This window comes from Streptomyces sp. CY-1, from assembly GCF_047218265.1.
Taxonomy (GTDB): Bacteria; Actinomycetota; Actinomycetes; order Streptomycetales; family Streptomycetaceae; genus Streptomyces; species Streptomyces niphimycinicus.
Genome location: NZ_CP178393.1, coordinates 4,166,088 through 4,180,861, shown reverse-complemented (window position 1 = coordinate 4,180,861; position 14,774 = coordinate 4,166,088). Strand labels below are relative to the sequence as shown.

General features: G+C 72.3%; 11 protein-coding genes. 5 read left to right on the top strand and 6 right to left on the bottom strand.

Annotated features, from left to right (window positions below; all coding sequences use genetic code 11):
• The first annotated feature begins 30 nt into the window (after positions 1-30).
• The 4 genes from ACK1X7_RS18150 to ACK1X7_RS18135 all read left to right on the top strand — a co-directional run bounded on the left by ACK1X7_RS18150 (position 31) and on the right by ACK1X7_RS18135 (position 4,750).
• The gene (locus tag ACK1X7_RS18150) at positions 31-1,428 is read left to right on the top strand and encodes an LAETG motif-containing sortase-dependent surface protein (RefSeq protein WP_385143827.1); all 1,398 of its coding nucleotides are present in this window, start codon (positions 31-33) and stop codon (positions 1,426-1,428) included.
• A 325-nt stretch (positions 1,429-1,753) separates the two neighbouring features.
• Positions 1,754-3,418 (top strand): energy-dependent translational throttle protein EttA, encoded by a 1,665-nt coding sequence (gene ettA / locus ACK1X7_RS18145; RefSeq protein WP_385143829.1) that lies wholly within the window; start codon positions 1,754-1,756, stop codon positions 3,416-3,418.
• Positions 3,419-3,422: 4 nt separating this feature from the next.
• Positions 3,423-3,929 (top strand): acyl-CoA thioesterase, encoded by a 507-nt coding sequence (locus tag ACK1X7_RS18140; RefSeq protein WP_413115350.1) that lies wholly within the window; start codon positions 3,423-3,425, stop codon positions 3,927-3,929.
• Positions 3,926-4,750 (top strand): hypothetical protein, encoded by an 825-nt coding sequence (locus ACK1X7_RS18135; protein ID WP_398159992.1) that lies wholly within the window; start codon positions 3,926-3,928, stop codon positions 4,748-4,750. Before ACK1X7_RS18140 ends, ACK1X7_RS18135 begins: the two co-directional genes overlap by 4 nt.
• 49 nt (positions 4,751-4,799) lie before the next feature.
• Here the strand turns inward: ACK1X7_RS18135 and ACK1X7_RS18130 are convergent, their stop codons facing one another.
• Positions 4,800-5,204 carry a globin gene (locus tag ACK1X7_RS18130; RefSeq protein ID WP_385145418.1) on the bottom strand — a complete coding sequence of 135 codons (405 nt, stop codon included), beginning with the start codon at positions 5,202-5,204 and terminating at the stop codon, positions 4,800-4,802.
• Between the two features lie 491 nt (positions 5,205-5,695).
• On the opposite strand from ACK1X7_RS18130, the gene ACK1X7_RS18125 reads away from it, so the two are divergent.
• Positions 5,696-6,739 carry a methyltransferase domain-containing protein gene (locus ACK1X7_RS18125; RefSeq protein WP_385145454.1) on the top strand — a complete coding sequence of 348 codons (1,044 nt, stop codon included), beginning with the start codon at positions 5,696-5,698 and terminating at the stop codon, positions 6,737-6,739.
• 73 nt (positions 6,740-6,812) lie between these two features.
• Here ACK1X7_RS18125 and ACK1X7_RS18120 read toward each other — a convergent pair whose 3' ends face one another.
• From ACK1X7_RS18120 to ACK1X7_RS18100, 5 genes are all read right to left on the bottom strand, one after another.
• On the bottom strand, positions 6,813-7,961 hold the full coding sequence (locus ACK1X7_RS18120; protein ID WP_385145420.1) for an FHA domain-containing protein: 1,149 nt from the start codon (positions 7,959-7,961) through the stop codon (positions 6,813-6,815).
• A gap of 69 nt (positions 7,962-8,030) precedes the next feature.
• Positions 8,031-9,449: a vWA domain-containing protein gene (locus tag ACK1X7_RS18115; RefSeq protein ID WP_413115349.1), complete on the bottom strand. Its 1,419-nt coding sequence runs from the start codon at positions 9,447-9,449 to the stop codon at positions 8,031-8,033.
• 22 nt (positions 9,450-9,471) lie between these two features.
• Positions 9,472-10,827, bottom strand: coding sequence for a PP2C family protein-serine/threonine phosphatase (locus ACK1X7_RS18110; protein WP_385145424.1), 1,356 nt, complete (start codon positions 10,825-10,827; stop codon positions 9,472-9,474).
• 3 nt (positions 10,828-10,830) lie between these two features.
• Positions 10,831-13,452 (bottom strand): serine/threonine-protein kinase, encoded by a 2,622-nt coding sequence (locus tag ACK1X7_RS18105; protein WP_413115348.1) that lies wholly within the window; start codon positions 13,450-13,452, stop codon positions 10,831-10,833.
• Positions 13,449-14,774, bottom strand: a complete 1,326-nt coding sequence (locus tag ACK1X7_RS18100) for a hypothetical protein (RefSeq protein WP_385145428.1) — start codon at positions 14,772-14,774, stop codon at positions 13,449-13,451. Before ACK1X7_RS18100 ends, ACK1X7_RS18105 begins: the two co-directional genes overlap by 4 nt.

The following is a 14,774-nucleotide window of genomic DNA, read 5'->3' as shown; positions in this document are numbered from 1 at the left end:
ACCGACTGGCGCTCGCCCGGAGGGGAAACCATGATTTCTGTAAAGAGGCGGGGCATTGCCCGCCTTGCGGCCGCCGTTCTGGCGTCCGGTCTGGTCGCGGCGGGCGCGCTGGTCACCGCAGGCACCGCCGCCGCCGATGACGCGCCCCCGAGTCAGGGCGGCGCCACCGCCACGCTGGGCGGTCTCAAGACGTTCGACAAGGCCGTGATCCACGAGAACGGCAAGGACCAGCAGGTCGGCGCCGGTCTCTTCGAGATGTCGGTCGACAACGGCGGCTCCATCCAGACGTACTGCATTGATCTGCATAACCCGACGCAGAGCAAGGCGAAGTACGAGGAGAAGTCCTGGGCCGAGACGTCCCTGGCGAACAACCCCGACGCGGGCAAGATCAACTGGGTTCTTCAGAACTCCTACCCGCAGGTGAACGACCTCGGCGCGCTGGCGAAGACGGCCGGCACCGGTGCCCTCACCGAGAAGACCGCCGCCGCGGGTACGCAGGTCGCCATCTGGCGTTTCTCGGACAACGCGAAGGTCGACGCGATCGACCCGCAGGCCGAGAAGCTGGCCGACTACCTCGAGAAGAGCGCGCAGAACCTCGCGGAGCCCAAGGCGTCGCTGAGCCTGGACCCGCCGGCCGTCTCCGGCAAGGCCGGTGAGCGCCTCGGCCCGGTCAAGGTCCACACCAACGCCGACAGTGTCACCCTGACCCCGGGCACCGAGGCCGGGGGCGGCGGCGTCAAGCTCGTCGACAAGAGCGGCAAGACCATCACCAGCGCCGCCGACGGCGGCGAGGTGTACTTCGACGTCCCGGAGGGCGCGGCGGACGGCTCCGCCACGCTGACCGCCCAGGCCGCCACCAAGGTTCCGGTGGGCCGCGCGTTCGCCAGCGCCACCAAGAGCCAGACGCAGATCCTGGCCGGGTCCAGCGAGAGCACCGTCTCCGCCACCGCCACCGCGAACTGGGCGAAGAAGGGCGCGGTTCCGGCGGTCTCCGCCGAGAAGGACTGCGCCAAGGGCGGCGTGGACATCACGGCCACCAACAAGGGCGACGAGGCGTTCACCTTCGAGCTGCTGGGCCAGAAGTACACCGTCGAGGCGGGTCAGTCGAAGACCGTCACCGCCCCGGTGAAGGAGGACCAGAGCTACAAGTTCAGCATCACCGGTCCGAACGGCTTCGAGAAGACCTTCTCCGGCGTTCTCGACTGCAAGACCGCCAGCAGCGGTGGCGGCAGCGACACCCCCTCCTCGCAGCCGAGCCCCGCGTCGGCCGGTGGCAGCACCGGCGGTGACACCTCCGGTGGCGACCTCGCCGAGACCGGTAGCAGCAGCAACACCCCGATGATCGCGGGCATCGCCGTGGCGCTGGTCGTCGTCGGTGGCGGCGCGGTCTTCTTCGTCCGCAAGAAGAAGGCGCCCGCGGGTGAGTGAAACGCCTGGGCGGCGACGCCAGGGCAGCAGTGATCGCTGAGTGAAACGAAGGTCACCGAGTGTGGTGATCATCGAAAACGCGGTGATGGAGGGCCGGAGCCTCGCGGAGGTTCCGGCCCTTCGCGTCATGGGGGCGGCGGATGCCAGGGTGGTGGGGGCCGCGGATGCCGGACTCACGCCGCACGCCGGACCAAACGGGTTTCCGCCTCGGGCTTGGCGTACGGCAAGATGGCTGTATCTACCCTCATGCGGTGGAGCCGCCACGGATACGGACCCCGCGGCGGAGCCGCACCTCGATACCTACCAGATTGCCGGACGGTTTCTCTTGGCTGAGTTCATCTACACCATGCGCAAGGCGCGCAAAGCGCACGGCGACAAGGTGATCCTCGACGACGTCACGCTGAGCTTTTACCCTGGCGCGAAGATCGGTGTCGTGGGCCCCAACGGCGCCGGTAAGTCGACGGTGCTGAAGATCATGGCGGGCCTGGAGCAGCCGTCCAATGGTGACGCATTCCTCTCTCCCGGCTACAGCGTCGGCATCCTGCTCCAGGAGCCCCCGCTCGACGAGTCCAAGACCGTGCTGGAGAACGTCCAGGACGGCGTGGCGGTGACCAAGGGCAAGCTGGACCGCTTCAACGAGATCGCCGAGCAGATGGCGACCGACTACAGCGACGAGCTGCTCGAGGAGATGGGCAAGCTCCAGGAGGACCTGGACCACGCCAACGCCTGGGACCTGGACGCCCAGCTCGAGCAGGCCATGGACGCCCTCGGCTGCCCGCCCGGCGACTGGCCGGTCACCACCCTCTCCGGTGGTGAGAAGCGCCGGGTCGCGCTCTGCAAGCTGCTGCTGGAGGCTCCCGACCTGCTGCTGCTGGACGAGCCCACCAACCATCTGGACGCCGAGTCCGTCAACTGGCTGGAGCAGCACCTCGCCAAGTACGCGGGCACCGTCGTGGCCATCACCCACGACCGGTACTTCCTGGACAACGTGGCCGAGTGGATCCTGGAGCTCGACCGCGGCCGCGCCATCGGCTACGAGGGCAACTACTCCACCTACCTGGAGAAGAAGCAGGCCCGCCTGAAGGTCGAGGGCCAGAAGGACGCCAAGCGCGCCAAGCGCCTCAAGGAGGAGCTGGACTGGGTCCGCTCCAACGCCAAGGGCCGCCAGGCCAAGTCCCGCGCCCGGCTGACCCGTTACGAGGAGATGGCCGCCGAGGCCGAGAAGACCCGGAAGCTGGACTTCGAGGAGATCCAGATCCCGCCGGGCCCGCGCCTGGGCAGCGTCGTGGTCGAGGTGGAGAACCTCTCCAAGGCGTTCGGCGAGAAGGTCCTCATCGACGACCTCTCCTTCACCCTCCCGCGCAACGGCATCGTCGGTGTCATCGGCCCCAACGGCGCCGGTAAGACCACGCTCTTCAAGATGATCCAGGGCCTGGAGACCGCCGACGCGGGCCGCATCAAGGTCGGCGAGACCGTCAAGATCTCCTACGTCGACCAGAGCCGCGCCAACATCGACCCCAAGAAGACGCTGTGGGCGGTCGTCTCCGACGAGCTCGACTACATCAACGTCGGCCAGGTCGAGATGCCGTCCCGCGCCTATGTCTCCGCGTTCGGCTTCAAGGGCCCGGACCAGCAGAAGCCGGCCGGCATCCTCTCGGGCGGTGAGCGCAACCGCCTCAACCTCGCGCTCACCCTCAAGCAGGGCGGCAATCTGCTGCTCCTCGACGAGCCCACCAACGACCTCGACGTCGAGACCCTCTCCTCGCTGGAGAACGCGCTGCTCGACTTCCCCGGCTGCGCCGTGGTCGTCTCCCACGACCGCTGGTTCCTCGACCGCGTCGCCACGCACATCCTGGCGTACGAGGGCGAGTCCAAGTGGTTCTGGTTCGAGGGCAACTTCGAGTCGTACGAGAAGAACAAGGTCGAGCGGCTCGGCCCGGACGCGGCCCGTCCGCACCGCGCCACCTACAAGAAGCTCACCCGGGGCTGAGTGGATGGCACGCCATATCTACCCCTGTCCCCTGCGCTGGTCCGACATGGACGCGTTCGGCCACGTCAACAACGTGACCTTCCTCCGCTATCTGGAGGAGGCCCGGGTCGACTTCATGTGGCGGCTGGCGCCGGGGAACGGGAGTGACGCGTTCACCGGCGGCGTGGTCGTGGCCCGGCATGAGATCGACTATCTGAAGCCCCTCGTCCACCGGCACAGCCCGGTGACGATCGAGACCTGGGTGACGGAGATCAGGGCCGCGTATCTCACCCTGCGTTACGAGATCAAGGACGAGGACGCGCTGTATGTGCGTGCCGCCACCCGCATCGTGCCCTACGACCTCGACCAGGGCCGTCCGCGGCGGGTCTCCCCGGAAGAGGAGAGGTTCCTGACCGAGTACCTGGAGCCGGACCCGGTGAAGAAGGGCGCAGGTAAGGCGGCCGCGAAGTCCGGTGGATCCGCCGGTGGCGCCGGTGGCGCCGGGCGGCCGGAGGGGGCCGTCGCCGTATGACGGCCGCCGGCCAGGAGCTCCACTTCGCCGACGCCGGGGAGGCGGCCGATCTCGCCGCCTTCCTGGCCCGGCTGATCCACTACGACCGGGCGGCGGCGGTGCGGCTGCAAGCGGGCGGCGGCGTGCTCGCCGTCTTCGGCCGGCCGCCGTCCTTCGAGGTCCTCGCGATCCGTACGGCGCGGCTCGAAGCGATCATCGGCACCGATGCCACGCCGGCAGGGGCCGCTGGCGCGGCGAGCGGGCCCGGCGCGCTGGATACGACGGTCTCGGCGGGCGAGCTGGAGGACGCGCTGGTCACGGCGCGGGCCGGGCGGACCGCCGACGGCCCCGAGGTCCGTGACCGGGGGCTGGTGGTCACCGTGCCGCAGGCCGTCACCGGTCCGCCGTGGGCCGGGGTGCTGCCGCCGCGCGGCGGCTGGCGCCGGGTGAGCGGGCTGCCGGGCGTGGACGAGGTGCGCGGGGCGGTCGCCGCCGCCGTCGCCGAGTTCCGGGCCCGCGACGCGGCGCTCCCCGAGGAGCGCCGTACGCGCGCCGAGCGCGACCGTATCGGCCATGAGATCTGGTCCCGCACGCTCGGCGACACCGGGCTCCCGCTGCGCGCCGTGCATGCCGCCCAGTCGCTGGGCTTCCTGCGCCCGGTCCGGGCGGCGGCTCCGGCCGCCTCGGCCCCCGGTGCCGGTGTGGCCACGGCCGTGCCCGGGCCCACGGCCGAGCCTGTGGCGTTGCTCGCCGCGGGCGGCTGGCTGCGGCTGCGCACTCCGTACGGCTCGATCGCGGTGCGTACGTCGGGCCTCTCCGGCTTGTCGGTCACACCCGCCTGAGCCCGCCGGGTCAGGCGGGTGAGCCCTCTGAGCCCGCCGGGCCGGTCGGTCAGCCCTCCGTGTTGATCATGGAGGCGGCGGCGTATGTGAGGTACTGCCACAACTGGCCCTCGAGCTCCGGGGCCAGCGCCAGCTCGTCGACCGCGTCGCGCATATGGCGCAGCCAGGCGTCATGGGCGGCGCGGTTCACGGTGAAGGGGGCGTGCCGCATGCGCAGCCGCGGGTGGCCGCGGTTGTCGCTGTAGGTGCGGGGGCCGCCCCAGTACTGCATCAGGAAGAGTACAAGCCGTTCCTCGGCCGGTCCCAGGTCGTCCTCGGGGTACATCGGCCGGAGCAGCGGGTCCTCGGCGACCCCCTGGTAGAAGCGGTGGACCAGACGCCGGAAGGTCTGCTCGCCGCCGACCTGCTCGTAGAAGGTCTGCTCCTGAAGTGTGCCTCGCGGAATCTCTTTCACGCCTCCATGGTCTCAGACACCCCCGGCTGGAAAAGGGGGCGTGGGTCGCGGCCGGAGGGCGGGCGCAGGAGAGTGGAGTCATGGGCAGCACGGGCGGTGGTACCCGCAGTGCGCCGGACGCGGTGGAGCGTGTGGCGCGGGGGAAGCGTATGGGCCGGGAGGCCGATGGATGCGCAGAGGAGGCCGCGGCGGTACGGGCCGGGCTGGTCCGGGAGATCGTGGCGGGCGGCGGACTCACGGACCCCGCCTGGCGGGCGGCCTTCGAGGAGGTGCCGCGCCACCTTTTCGTGCCGTACTACTACGAGGCGGGGGAGGCGGGCACGGCGTCGGCGCGTACGGCGGCGGGTGCGCCTGGTACGGCGGGTGTGGGGGGTGCGGCAGACGCGGCGGCACGTGCGGCGGGCACGGCGGCGGGTGCGGCAGGTGCGGCGCCTGGTACGGCAGGTGCGGCGGGCACGGCGGGCACGGCAGGTGTCGCGGATGCGGCGGGCATGGCGGCGGGGGCGCCTGGTGCGACGGGTGTGGTGGATGCGGCAGGTGCGGCTGGTGTGGCAGGCGCGGACGTGGCAGGTGCGCCGGGTCGCGAGACAGCAGATGCGGCAGGCGCAGGCACGGCAAGTGTGCCGGGTCGCGAGACGGCAAGGGCGGCAAGTGCGCCGGGCCGGGAGACGGCAGGGGCCGTTGCGGTGCATGGGACGGTTGGCTACACGCGGCTGTGGCGTGACGACCCCCATCCGCTGCGGCGGGCCCGCTGGCTGGCCGGTGCGTATGCGGACGCCCCGCTCGCCACGCGGGTGCGCGACGGCGAGCTGATCACCTCCAGCAGTCAGCCGTCGCTGATGGCGCGGATGCTCCAGGCGCTCCAGGTGCGGGACGGGGACCGGGTGCTGGAGATCGGCGCGGGCACCGGCTACAACGCCGCGCTGCTGGCCCATCGGCTCGGCGACACCCACGTCACCACCCTCGACCTCGACCCGGAGATCACCGAGGCCGCCCGTAACCATCTGGCCGCCGCCGGGTTCCGCCCCGCGGTCGTCACGGGCGATGGGGCGCGTGGCTGCCCGCTGCACGCTCCCTACGACCGGATCATCGCCACCTGCGCCGTGGCGTCCATCCCGCCCGCATGGCTCGGCCAGTGCCGTCCGGGCGCGCTGATCCTGACGCCGCTCGCGACCGGGCTGATCGCCCTGACAGTCGCCGACGCCCGCCATGCGGAGGGGCATTTTCTGGCCATGCCCGTGTACTTCGTTCCGCTGCGCGGCAGCGGCCCGCCGCCTCAGGTGTCCACGCACGGTCTGCCGTCCCGGCCGCTGCTGGACGACTCCTTCCGCTTCCTGCTGAACGTGGCCGCGGGCCATATGGAGCCGGTCGAGGCCCTCGCGCTGTGGGAGCACGAGGGCAGGCCGGGGCGGGAGCGCTATGGGGTGACGGTGCGGGGCGAGCGTCAATGGGCCTGGCTGGACGACCCGGAGGGCGCCTACGCCTGGCCGCTGGGCCCTCCCGGCGGCCTTCAGCCCCGGCCTGAGCCCTCCTAAGGCTTCAGTCCTTCTAGGGCTTCAGTCCTTCTGGCCTCCGGCCCTGCCTCGCCCCGCCCCGCCCGTCCCGGCCTCAGCCCCGGCGCACCGTGATCGTCGTCCAGGCGCCGACGTGGACGCGGTCGCCGTCCCGGAGCGGGACCGGCACGAACGGCTGGATCGGCTCCTCGCCGCCGTTGATCGTCGTCCCGTTCGTGGAGTCCTGGTCGACGACCGCCCAGACGCCGTCGGGCTGCTGGACGAGAAGCGCGTGCTGATGCGAGACGCCCGGGTCCTCGGGCGGGCGCCCGAGGTCGATGTCGGGGGCCTCACCGGTGCTGTGGCGGCGCCGGCCGATGGTGATCTGGCCGCCGTTGAGCGGCAGTTGCTGCTCGGGGGAGTAGGCCGGGAGATTCAGCCCGGCGGCCTCCGGGCCGCTGCGGTTCATCATCGCCATGAAGTACTCACGGTCCGGGGCGACCACGGCTATCCAGTTCCCGGGCGCCGACGCCGGAGCCCCGCCCTGGCCGAACTGGGCGCCGCCGGGCGGCGTCGAGTGCTGCGGCGCGCCGGGGTGCTGCTGCTGCGGCGGCTGGTGGCCCGGTCCCTGCTGCTGGGGCGGGGCGTACCCTTCGTTCCCGTACGGCTGGGCGGGGGGCGCGGGGGCCTGCGGGTAGCCGTAGCCGTACTGCGGCACGGCCGGGGGCGCGCCCTGGCCGTGGCCCGGGGCGCCCTGCTGCGGTGCGCCATGCGGGGGCGTGCCCCCCTGCTGCGGCGGCGGAAGCGTCCAGTCGCTGTCGCCGCCGAACCCCGGAGGGGAGGCGTGGCCGGCGCCGCCCTGTCCCGGGTGCGGGACATGCGGCACCCCGGCCCCCGGCTGCTGCGGTGGCGCGTAACCGCCCTGCGGCGGACCGTACGGAGAAGGCGTATGCGTCTGGAAGTTGAACCGGCACTCCTCGCAGAACGGAGCCTGCGCCTCACGCGGCGTACGGCACTGCGGGCACAGCTCCTGCTGCTGCGCCGGATAGCCGTAGCCCCCCGCGCCGCCGGGCGGCGGTGGGCCGCCCGGCCCCGGACTCCCGTAGCCGCCCGGTGGTACGGGCACGCCGTGGCCACCCGGCGCGGGCTGTGGCGGAGGTGGCGAGGCGGCACCGGAGGGCATGGGTGTCCCCGACATCCGGTGGCCACACACCTCGCACCAGTCGTCGGCCGCCGAGTGGTGGCCGTTGGGACAGGTCGGCATGTCGGATCCCCCTCTTGTGGCTTTCTCGGTGTTTCTGCCGAGAAGTGCTACGTGAGTGCTGGTTATGTGCTACTTCTTGACGCGAACTGTCTTGGTGGAGCGCGTTTCGAGTGTCATCTCGTCCGCCTCCGCGACCTTCGCCTTCAGTCGCACAGTACCTGCCGCCACATCGAGCACGTCCACCACCTTCGCAAGCAGTTTCGCCGTGTCCTCGTTCCCCGATGCGGTCGCCAGTTGTACGGCGCGCCCCAGCTTCGCGGTCGCCTGTTCGGCATCGCCGGACTTGCGGGCATTCATGCCCTGTTGGATGACCTGGGCCAGTTCGGCTTGGCCCGTATAGTGCGCCACCTGCGGATTCATCGCGGTGGAGACGGCCAGGTCAGTCGTCCACACCGCGCGGACCAGCCCCTGCGCCAGCGGGCTCGGCGGGCTGCCGACGCCGTCGGGCGGCGGCTGGACCAGGGAAATCCTGGCCGCGAGCATCTCCTGGCCGACCTCCGCCGCCGGAACTCTCACACACAGGTGGTAGTCGCGGGACTCATCGCCCCAGGACCCGGTGGGATAGTCGCCCGCGCGCGGACCGGCTTCGACGCGGCGGGCGGTCAGATCCTCGACCGTCGGTGCGACCTGTTTCACATACGCCACTTCGGCGCCCTTGGGAGTCCACAGCCGGAGACTGACATCGGCGATCTCCTTGCCCATCGCCGCCTCCATCATCCGCGTGAAGTCCGCGGAGAGTCCGGCGGGATCGGCGACGATATCGGCCGTTCCGAGCAGGGCGGAGGCGATCGCGGTGACCTCCTCGACCTCCCAGTCCGTCCCCACCCCGCGGGCGTCGCAGGTGAAGCGGCCCGCGCAGGCGTCGAGCACCGTCCGCAGCCGCTGCGGCTCCTCATGCTCGTTCCGGCCGTCGGTGAGCAGAATGCCGTGCCGGATCGTGGCATCGGCGGAGCCGAGCAGCAGATCGGCCAGCAGCAGCCAGGTGCCGATCGCGGTGCCGCCGCCCGGGCTCAGGCTCCGCAGCGCCTCCTTGGCCTGGGCGCGGGTGAGCGGATCGGCGATGGCCAGCCGCCCGTTGCCCGGGAAGACCTCGACCGCCTTATGGGTGCCCGCCACCACGGAGAAGGCGACGCCGTCGCGCACCGTGTCGATCGCGGCGGCGGTGGCCTCCCGCGCGTGACGCATCTTCGTCGGCGGATAGTCCATCGAGCCGGAGCAGTCCACCATGATCACCACGGCCGCGCGGGCGGAGGCACCGCCCGGGACTCCCCCGCCGTCGTACGCGCCGGGAGCGGCGTCGTACGCCTCGGGGACGGCGGCGTAGGGGGCGGCGGCGGGAGCGGGGATCGGCGGGCCTCCCGCGGCTCCGCCGCCGGACGAGGTGACGGTGATGATCGCGTTCACCTCGCGGCCTCCCTCGGGGAGGTACTCGTTCTGATAGACCTCGACCGAGAACCGCGGCGCGTCGGGCGTCGAGAAATGGGCCATATCATCCGCTCCTTGGCGACCGTCAGGCGGATCCTGCCCGGCCCGGGGCCGCGGGGAACGGCACGACCGCCACTGTTACGTTGTCGTGGCCACCTCCGTCGAGGGCGTGACCGACCAGGATCTGGGCGCTGTTCAGCGGCCGGGAGCGGGCGTCCGGCGGCACCGCGCGGGCCATCTGCTCCGCCGATTCGGCGTAGTTCCACAGCCCGTCGGTGCACACCACCACGACGCCCGGCCGGTCCGGTTTGTAGGAGGCGGTGTGGGGCTCCAGCTCATAGGCGTCCGCCCCGAGCCAGCCGGTGATGGCGTGGGCGCGCTCGTCCGCGTACGCCTCCGCCTCCGACATCAGCCCCGCGGCCACCATCTGGGCCGCCCAGGAGTCGTCCTCGGTGAGCCGGGCGGGCGGGGCCGTACGGTCGTCGGGGACCCAGTAGGCGCGGCTGTCGCCGACCCAGCCGATGGTGAGGATGTCGCTGGTGACGACGGCGCTGACGATGGTGCAGGCCGGTGCGTTCTGATGGCGCTGGCCCTCGGGGTGCGCGGCGGCCGCGCCGGTCTCCATGGCCAGCGAGTTGACCGCCTCGGCGGCGGCGACGATCGCCTCGTTCATGGCCTGCTGGGGGTGGGCGCCGCGTGGCAGCGAGACCCGCAGCGCCTCACCGGCCGCATGGGCCGCGGCGGCCGAGGCGTCGTCGGGGCGGGTGGCCGAGGAGACCCCGTCGCACACCACGGCGACCACGACCGGTGAGCCGTCGGGCAGCTCGGCGGCGGACACCGCGAACGCGTCCTCATTGCGGTGATGGCGCAGCCCTCGGTCGGTGGCCGCCGCGATGCCCTCCAGCTCGCTCTCCATATGGTCGCGTGTCCGTGCCTGGGCGTGCCCGCAGCGCTCGCAGTATCCGTCCTGGTCGATGGTGCCCTCCTGGCACGCGGCGCACCGGGCGCGGTGCTCGCCGCCGGGCAGCCGGGGGTCCGCCCCGGTGCCGGTGCCCGCCATGCTGCCCGTGCTGGTCGCCGCGCTGATGTGCGTACTCGCGTTGGCCCCCGGGTCGATCTCCGCGGGGGTGCCGGTCTCGGTGGGTGGCGCCGCCTCGGGCGCGCCGAGCGCCTCCGCGACCCGCGGGTCGGCCGGCTGCCCGTATCCGCCGGGGGCCGGGGCGGCCAGCTCGTAGTCGTCCGGCTCCGGCTCCGGGTAAGGGGACCGCGCCGCGCCGTTCAACTGCGGCGGCACCGGCAAGTCGCCGGGCGTCCGAGCCGCCAGATCGGCCGCCGCGGTCAGATCGGCACCGCACTGATCGCAGTATCTGTCCCCCGCCTGCGGCGGCTCATCACAGGTCGGGCAGGCTGACAGCCGGGCCGGCTGCGGCATCTGCGACATCGATCACACCCACGTCCTGGGGCGGAAACGGTTGGCCCGCTCCACCAGTTCGATCCTCTCCTCGCCTCGCTGCGCGAGTCTGGCGAGTACCCGGTACGAGCGCTCCAATCCGAAGCGCAGCCCGCGCTCGTCGAGGCTGCTGCCGAGCAGAGGCGGCCGGTTGTGTCCCGGGGGCGCCCCGCTGCTGCCGGACAGTACCCAATCCAGGGCACTGCCCAGGACCTCCGTACGCAGCCGCTCGCGCCGCACCGCGTCAAGACCGAACTCGCCCAGCCGCTCGACCTGGGCGGCCGAGGCCGCCAGATCGCCCAGCAGGGCGTCGTACGGGGCGCGCTGGCGCAGCCGGGCCCGTACGGCGGCCACCCGCGCCGCCGTGTAGTGGATCGAGGACTCCGGGACCGACTCCAGGGCCCGCACCGCGCCCGTCCGGTCCCCGGAGCACAGCAGGACCCGGGCGAGGCCGAAGGCGGCGCTCACAAAGCTCGGGTCGGTGGCCCACACCAGCCGGTAGTACTCCGCCGCGTTGTCCAACTGGCCCAGGACCTCGGCGCAGACGCCGAGCGCCAGCTTGGGCGCGGGCTCACCGGGGAACGCGTCGTAGACGGCGTCGAAGGAGAGGGCGGCCGTCTCGCGGTCGCCGGTGGCCAGCGCGTGCAGCCCCCGGTACCAGACGATCCGCCAGTCGTCGCTGTACGCGGCCTCCAGACCGGTGAGCGCGACGCCCGCGTCCTGCTCCTGGCCCAGCTCCAACTGGGCGCGGACCCGGCGCAGCCGCAGCTCGACCGAGTCGACGGGCGCGGTCCGCAGCGCGGCACTCATCTCGGCGGACTCGGCGGCCAGCAGTCCGGCCAGGAACCCGGCGTTGGGGTCGTCCGGGTCCACCAGCGGGACCGGGAGCGCCAGCGCGGTGGCTCCGCCTTCCAGCGTGGCGATGGCGGGCAGCGGCAGGGCCAGCGGGCCCGGCGGCCGCTGCGCGGGGACGGGCGCGGTGGCGCCCCGGCCGATGGGGCGGGCGCCCAGCAGGGACGGATCCTGGCCGTCGTCGGCGAACAACTCGGTGTCCACGACGCGTGGTTCCGGTCCGAAGAGGGTGGACAGGGCCGGCCGGGGCCGCCCGGTCTGAAGCGCCACGACCTCCCGCAGCACCCCGGTCAACTGGTCGGCCATCTCCCGTGCGGAGGCGAAGCGGCGCCCCGGGTCCGGGTCGGTGGCCCGCACCAGCAGCCGGTAGAAGGATTCATAGCGCCGGAAGACCTCGATGTGCTCGGGGTCCGGCAGGCTGTCCACGAAGACGTTCGTATAGCCCTGGAAGTCGAAGGTGAGCACGGCCAGGGTGCGCGCCACCGTGTAGAGATCGGAGGCGACCGACGGGCCGGTCTCGGCGATCTCGGGGGCCTGGTAGCCGACCGTTCCGTAGATGGGGCTGTCGTGGTCGTCCATCCGCCGGACCGCGCCCATGTCGATCAGTTTGAGCTGGTCCTGCTGCTGAATGGCGTTGTCGACCTTGAAGTCGCAGTAGAGCAGATTGCGGCTGTGCAGATGGCCGAGCGCCTCCAGGGCCTCGATGCCGTAGGCGCACGCCTGCTCCACGGGGAGCGGATTGCGCCGGCCGTCGGCGGTGCGCAGGGCGTTGGCGATGTCCTTGAGGGACTTGCCGCCCACGTACTCCATGACGATGTAGCCGTCGAGGCTGCCGGTGCGCTGGTCGAGATGCTCGACGAAGTTGTAGATCCGGACGATGTTGGAGTGCTCGATCTCGGCGAGGAAGCGGCGCTCGGAGACGGCGGCCGCCAGGGCCTCCTCGTCGCCCGTGTCCAGCAGGCCCTTGAGGACCACCCAGCGGTCCGACACCGCGCGGTCGATGGCCAGATAGATCCAGCCGAGCCCGCCGTGCGCCAGACAGCCCGCGACCTCGTACTGGCCGCGGACGATGTCACCGGGGTTCAACTTCGGTACGAATGAATAGGGATGGCCGCATTTGGTGCAGAACCCCTCGGTGCGGCCCGGCCGCTCGCCGCGGGCGCGGCCCACCGGGGCGCCGCAGTCCCCGCGGCTACAGAACCGCTTCCGCTCGGGGACCTCGGGGTCCGCGAGCACCGCCGTCCGTGGATCGGGGCGCGGCACATCCGGGACGCTGACCAGACCGGCGCCCAGTGCGTTCCGCCCCGAGGAGGCCGAGGTGGCGGAGCGGGAGCTGCGCACCGAGACCGAACGCGACGAGGTCCGCCCGGACAGGGAGCGGGACAGCCGCCCGGACACCGAGCGCCGGGACGAGGAGGAGCGTGCCGAACGCGACCGGCTCGAGGCACCGGACGAGGAGTCCTGGCCGGAGCCATGGCCGGACAGCGGGGAGGAGCCTTGGCCGGACGACAGGGCGGAGCCCCTGACCGACGACGAGGATCCGCCGCCCGACGACGATGAGCTCCCGGCGGGCGACGAGGAGCCCCCGACCGGTCCGCCCTGCCCGGTGATCCCGGTGATCCCGGTGGGCGGTGAGGCCACCAGCCCCTGCGGTGAGACGACCGGGGCCATACCGCAGACATCGCAGTACAGCTCACCTCCGCCCACGTCCTCGTAGGACCCGCCGCAGTCACGCCGCTGGCAGGCGGCGACCGCCGCAGTCATTTCGTGCCTCCCTCGATACCTTCGTCGGCCGGGCCCGTCTGGCGTGGCACCAGGGCCTCGGCCGCCGCCTGCTGATAGCGCAGCACGGCCTGCTCGGCCACCCGCAGATCACACGGGGCGCTCCACAGCATCCGGCGGGCCACGTCATACCGCTCCACCAGCATCGGGTCCTCCGCCATGCCATGGCGGGCGACCTTCGCCTTGTACGCGTCGAGACGGCCGCGCAGCTCCGCGCGGACCGCCAGCGGCGCGGTGACCGCGGTCAACGACTCGCGGGCCCGCAGCAATTCGTCGTCGGCGCGCTGCTCCAGGCTCTCCAGCAGCGGCGAGAGCCGGTGCCACTGGGAGCGCCTGCGGTAGTCGGCGGCGGCGACCAACTGCTCGTGCAGCGCGGTCGGCGGGCCGCTGACGGCCGGCACCTCCGACGCCGCGATCTTCGCGAGCACCTCACCGCGTGCCTGGCGCGCCTCCGCCAGGGTGCGATCGGCGCGGGAGAGCACATCCCGCAGCCGCATCAGCCGCCGCTCGGCGTCCTGCCGCACATCCAGGACCGCCTCGATCTCCCGTCGCACATCCTCCAGGGCGCGGGCGGAGCGGTCATAGCGCTGGGTGTCGGGGCTGCCGCCGCCGGGCGCGGAGCTGCCGCCGGCCGGTTTCCAGAAGGCCAGCGGGTCGGAGACCACTTCGGCGCGGAGCGCGGTCAGCTCGGCGGTGATCTGCTCCAGATCGTCCCCCGAGGGGTGCTCACCGGGACGCACCCCGACGGAGTGGGCGAGCGAACGGGTGCGGTGCAGCTCGGCGGAGAGCATGTCGATCCGGGCGGGCAGCGCGGACCATACGGCGTCGGCGCTGACGATGACGCCAAGGGCCTCCGCGTACCAGCGGTTCATCCGGTCGACCAGCCGGTCCAGGCTCAACTCCTCGCTGAGCAGGGGCGAACCGCCGAGGGTGGCGCTGCTGGGCAGGGTGATCGCGGTGCCGCACAGCAGCTCGGTGAGCTCGGTCAGCTCTTCCTGTGTCGGCCAGCGGTGACGGGAGCGCAGCTCACGGGCGCGGGTGAGGGCCTCGGAGTACGCGTCGAAGTAGCTCCAGAGGAGGGAGATGGCCTGCTCGGTGGTGGACCACCGGTCCTTGGTGACGCCCGTGAGCTCGGCGCCCTCGAGGAGCCTTCTGCCCGCGTGGTCCTGGAGGGCGAACAGTGAGGACTCGATCGCCTCGTGCTCGGCGGCGAGCTTCGCCAGCGCGCGGTCCACCTCCTCACGGCCCATGACCGGGCCGTCGGGTGCCCCCGCGAAGCTGGGGAAGGGTCCCGGGACCCCCAT

Bases quoted from the DNA above. Each gene is read 5' to 3' on its own strand.
- ACK1X7_RS18105 (WP_413115348.1), bottom strand. From the start codon at position 13,452: ATGACTGCGGCGGTCGCCGCCTGCCAGCGGCGTGACTGCGGCGGGTCC.
- ACK1X7_RS18110 (WP_385145424.1), bottom strand. From the start codon at position 10,827: ATGTCGCAGATGCCGCAGCCGGCCCGGCTGTCAGCCTGCCCGACCTGT.
- ACK1X7_RS18100 (WP_385145428.1), bottom strand. From the start codon at position 14,774: ATGGGGGTCCCGGGACCCTTCCCCAGCTTCGCGGGGGCACCCGACGGC.
- ACK1X7_RS18140 (WP_413115350.1), top strand. From the start codon at position 3,423: ATGGCACGCCATATCTACCCCTGTCCCCTGCGCTGGTCCGACATGGAC.
- ACK1X7_RS18135 (WP_398159992.1), top strand. From the start codon at position 3,926: ATGACGGCCGCCGGCCAGGAGCTCCACTTCGCCGACGCCGGGGAGGCG.
- ACK1X7_RS18120 (WP_385145420.1), bottom strand. From the start codon at position 7,961: ATGCCGACCTGTCCCAACGGCCACCACTCGGCGGCCGACGACTGGTGC.
- ACK1X7_RS18150 (WP_385143827.1), top strand. From the start codon at position 31: ATGATTTCTGTAAAGAGGCGGGGCATTGCCCGCCTTGCGGCCGCCGTT.
- ACK1X7_RS18115 (WP_413115349.1), bottom strand. From the start codon at position 9,449: ATGGCCCATTTCTCGACGCCCGACGCGCCGCGGTTCTCGGTCGAGGTC.
- ACK1X7_RS18125 (WP_385145454.1), top strand. From the start codon at position 5,696: ATGGCGGCGGGGGCGCCTGGTGCGACGGGTGTGGTGGATGCGGCAGGT.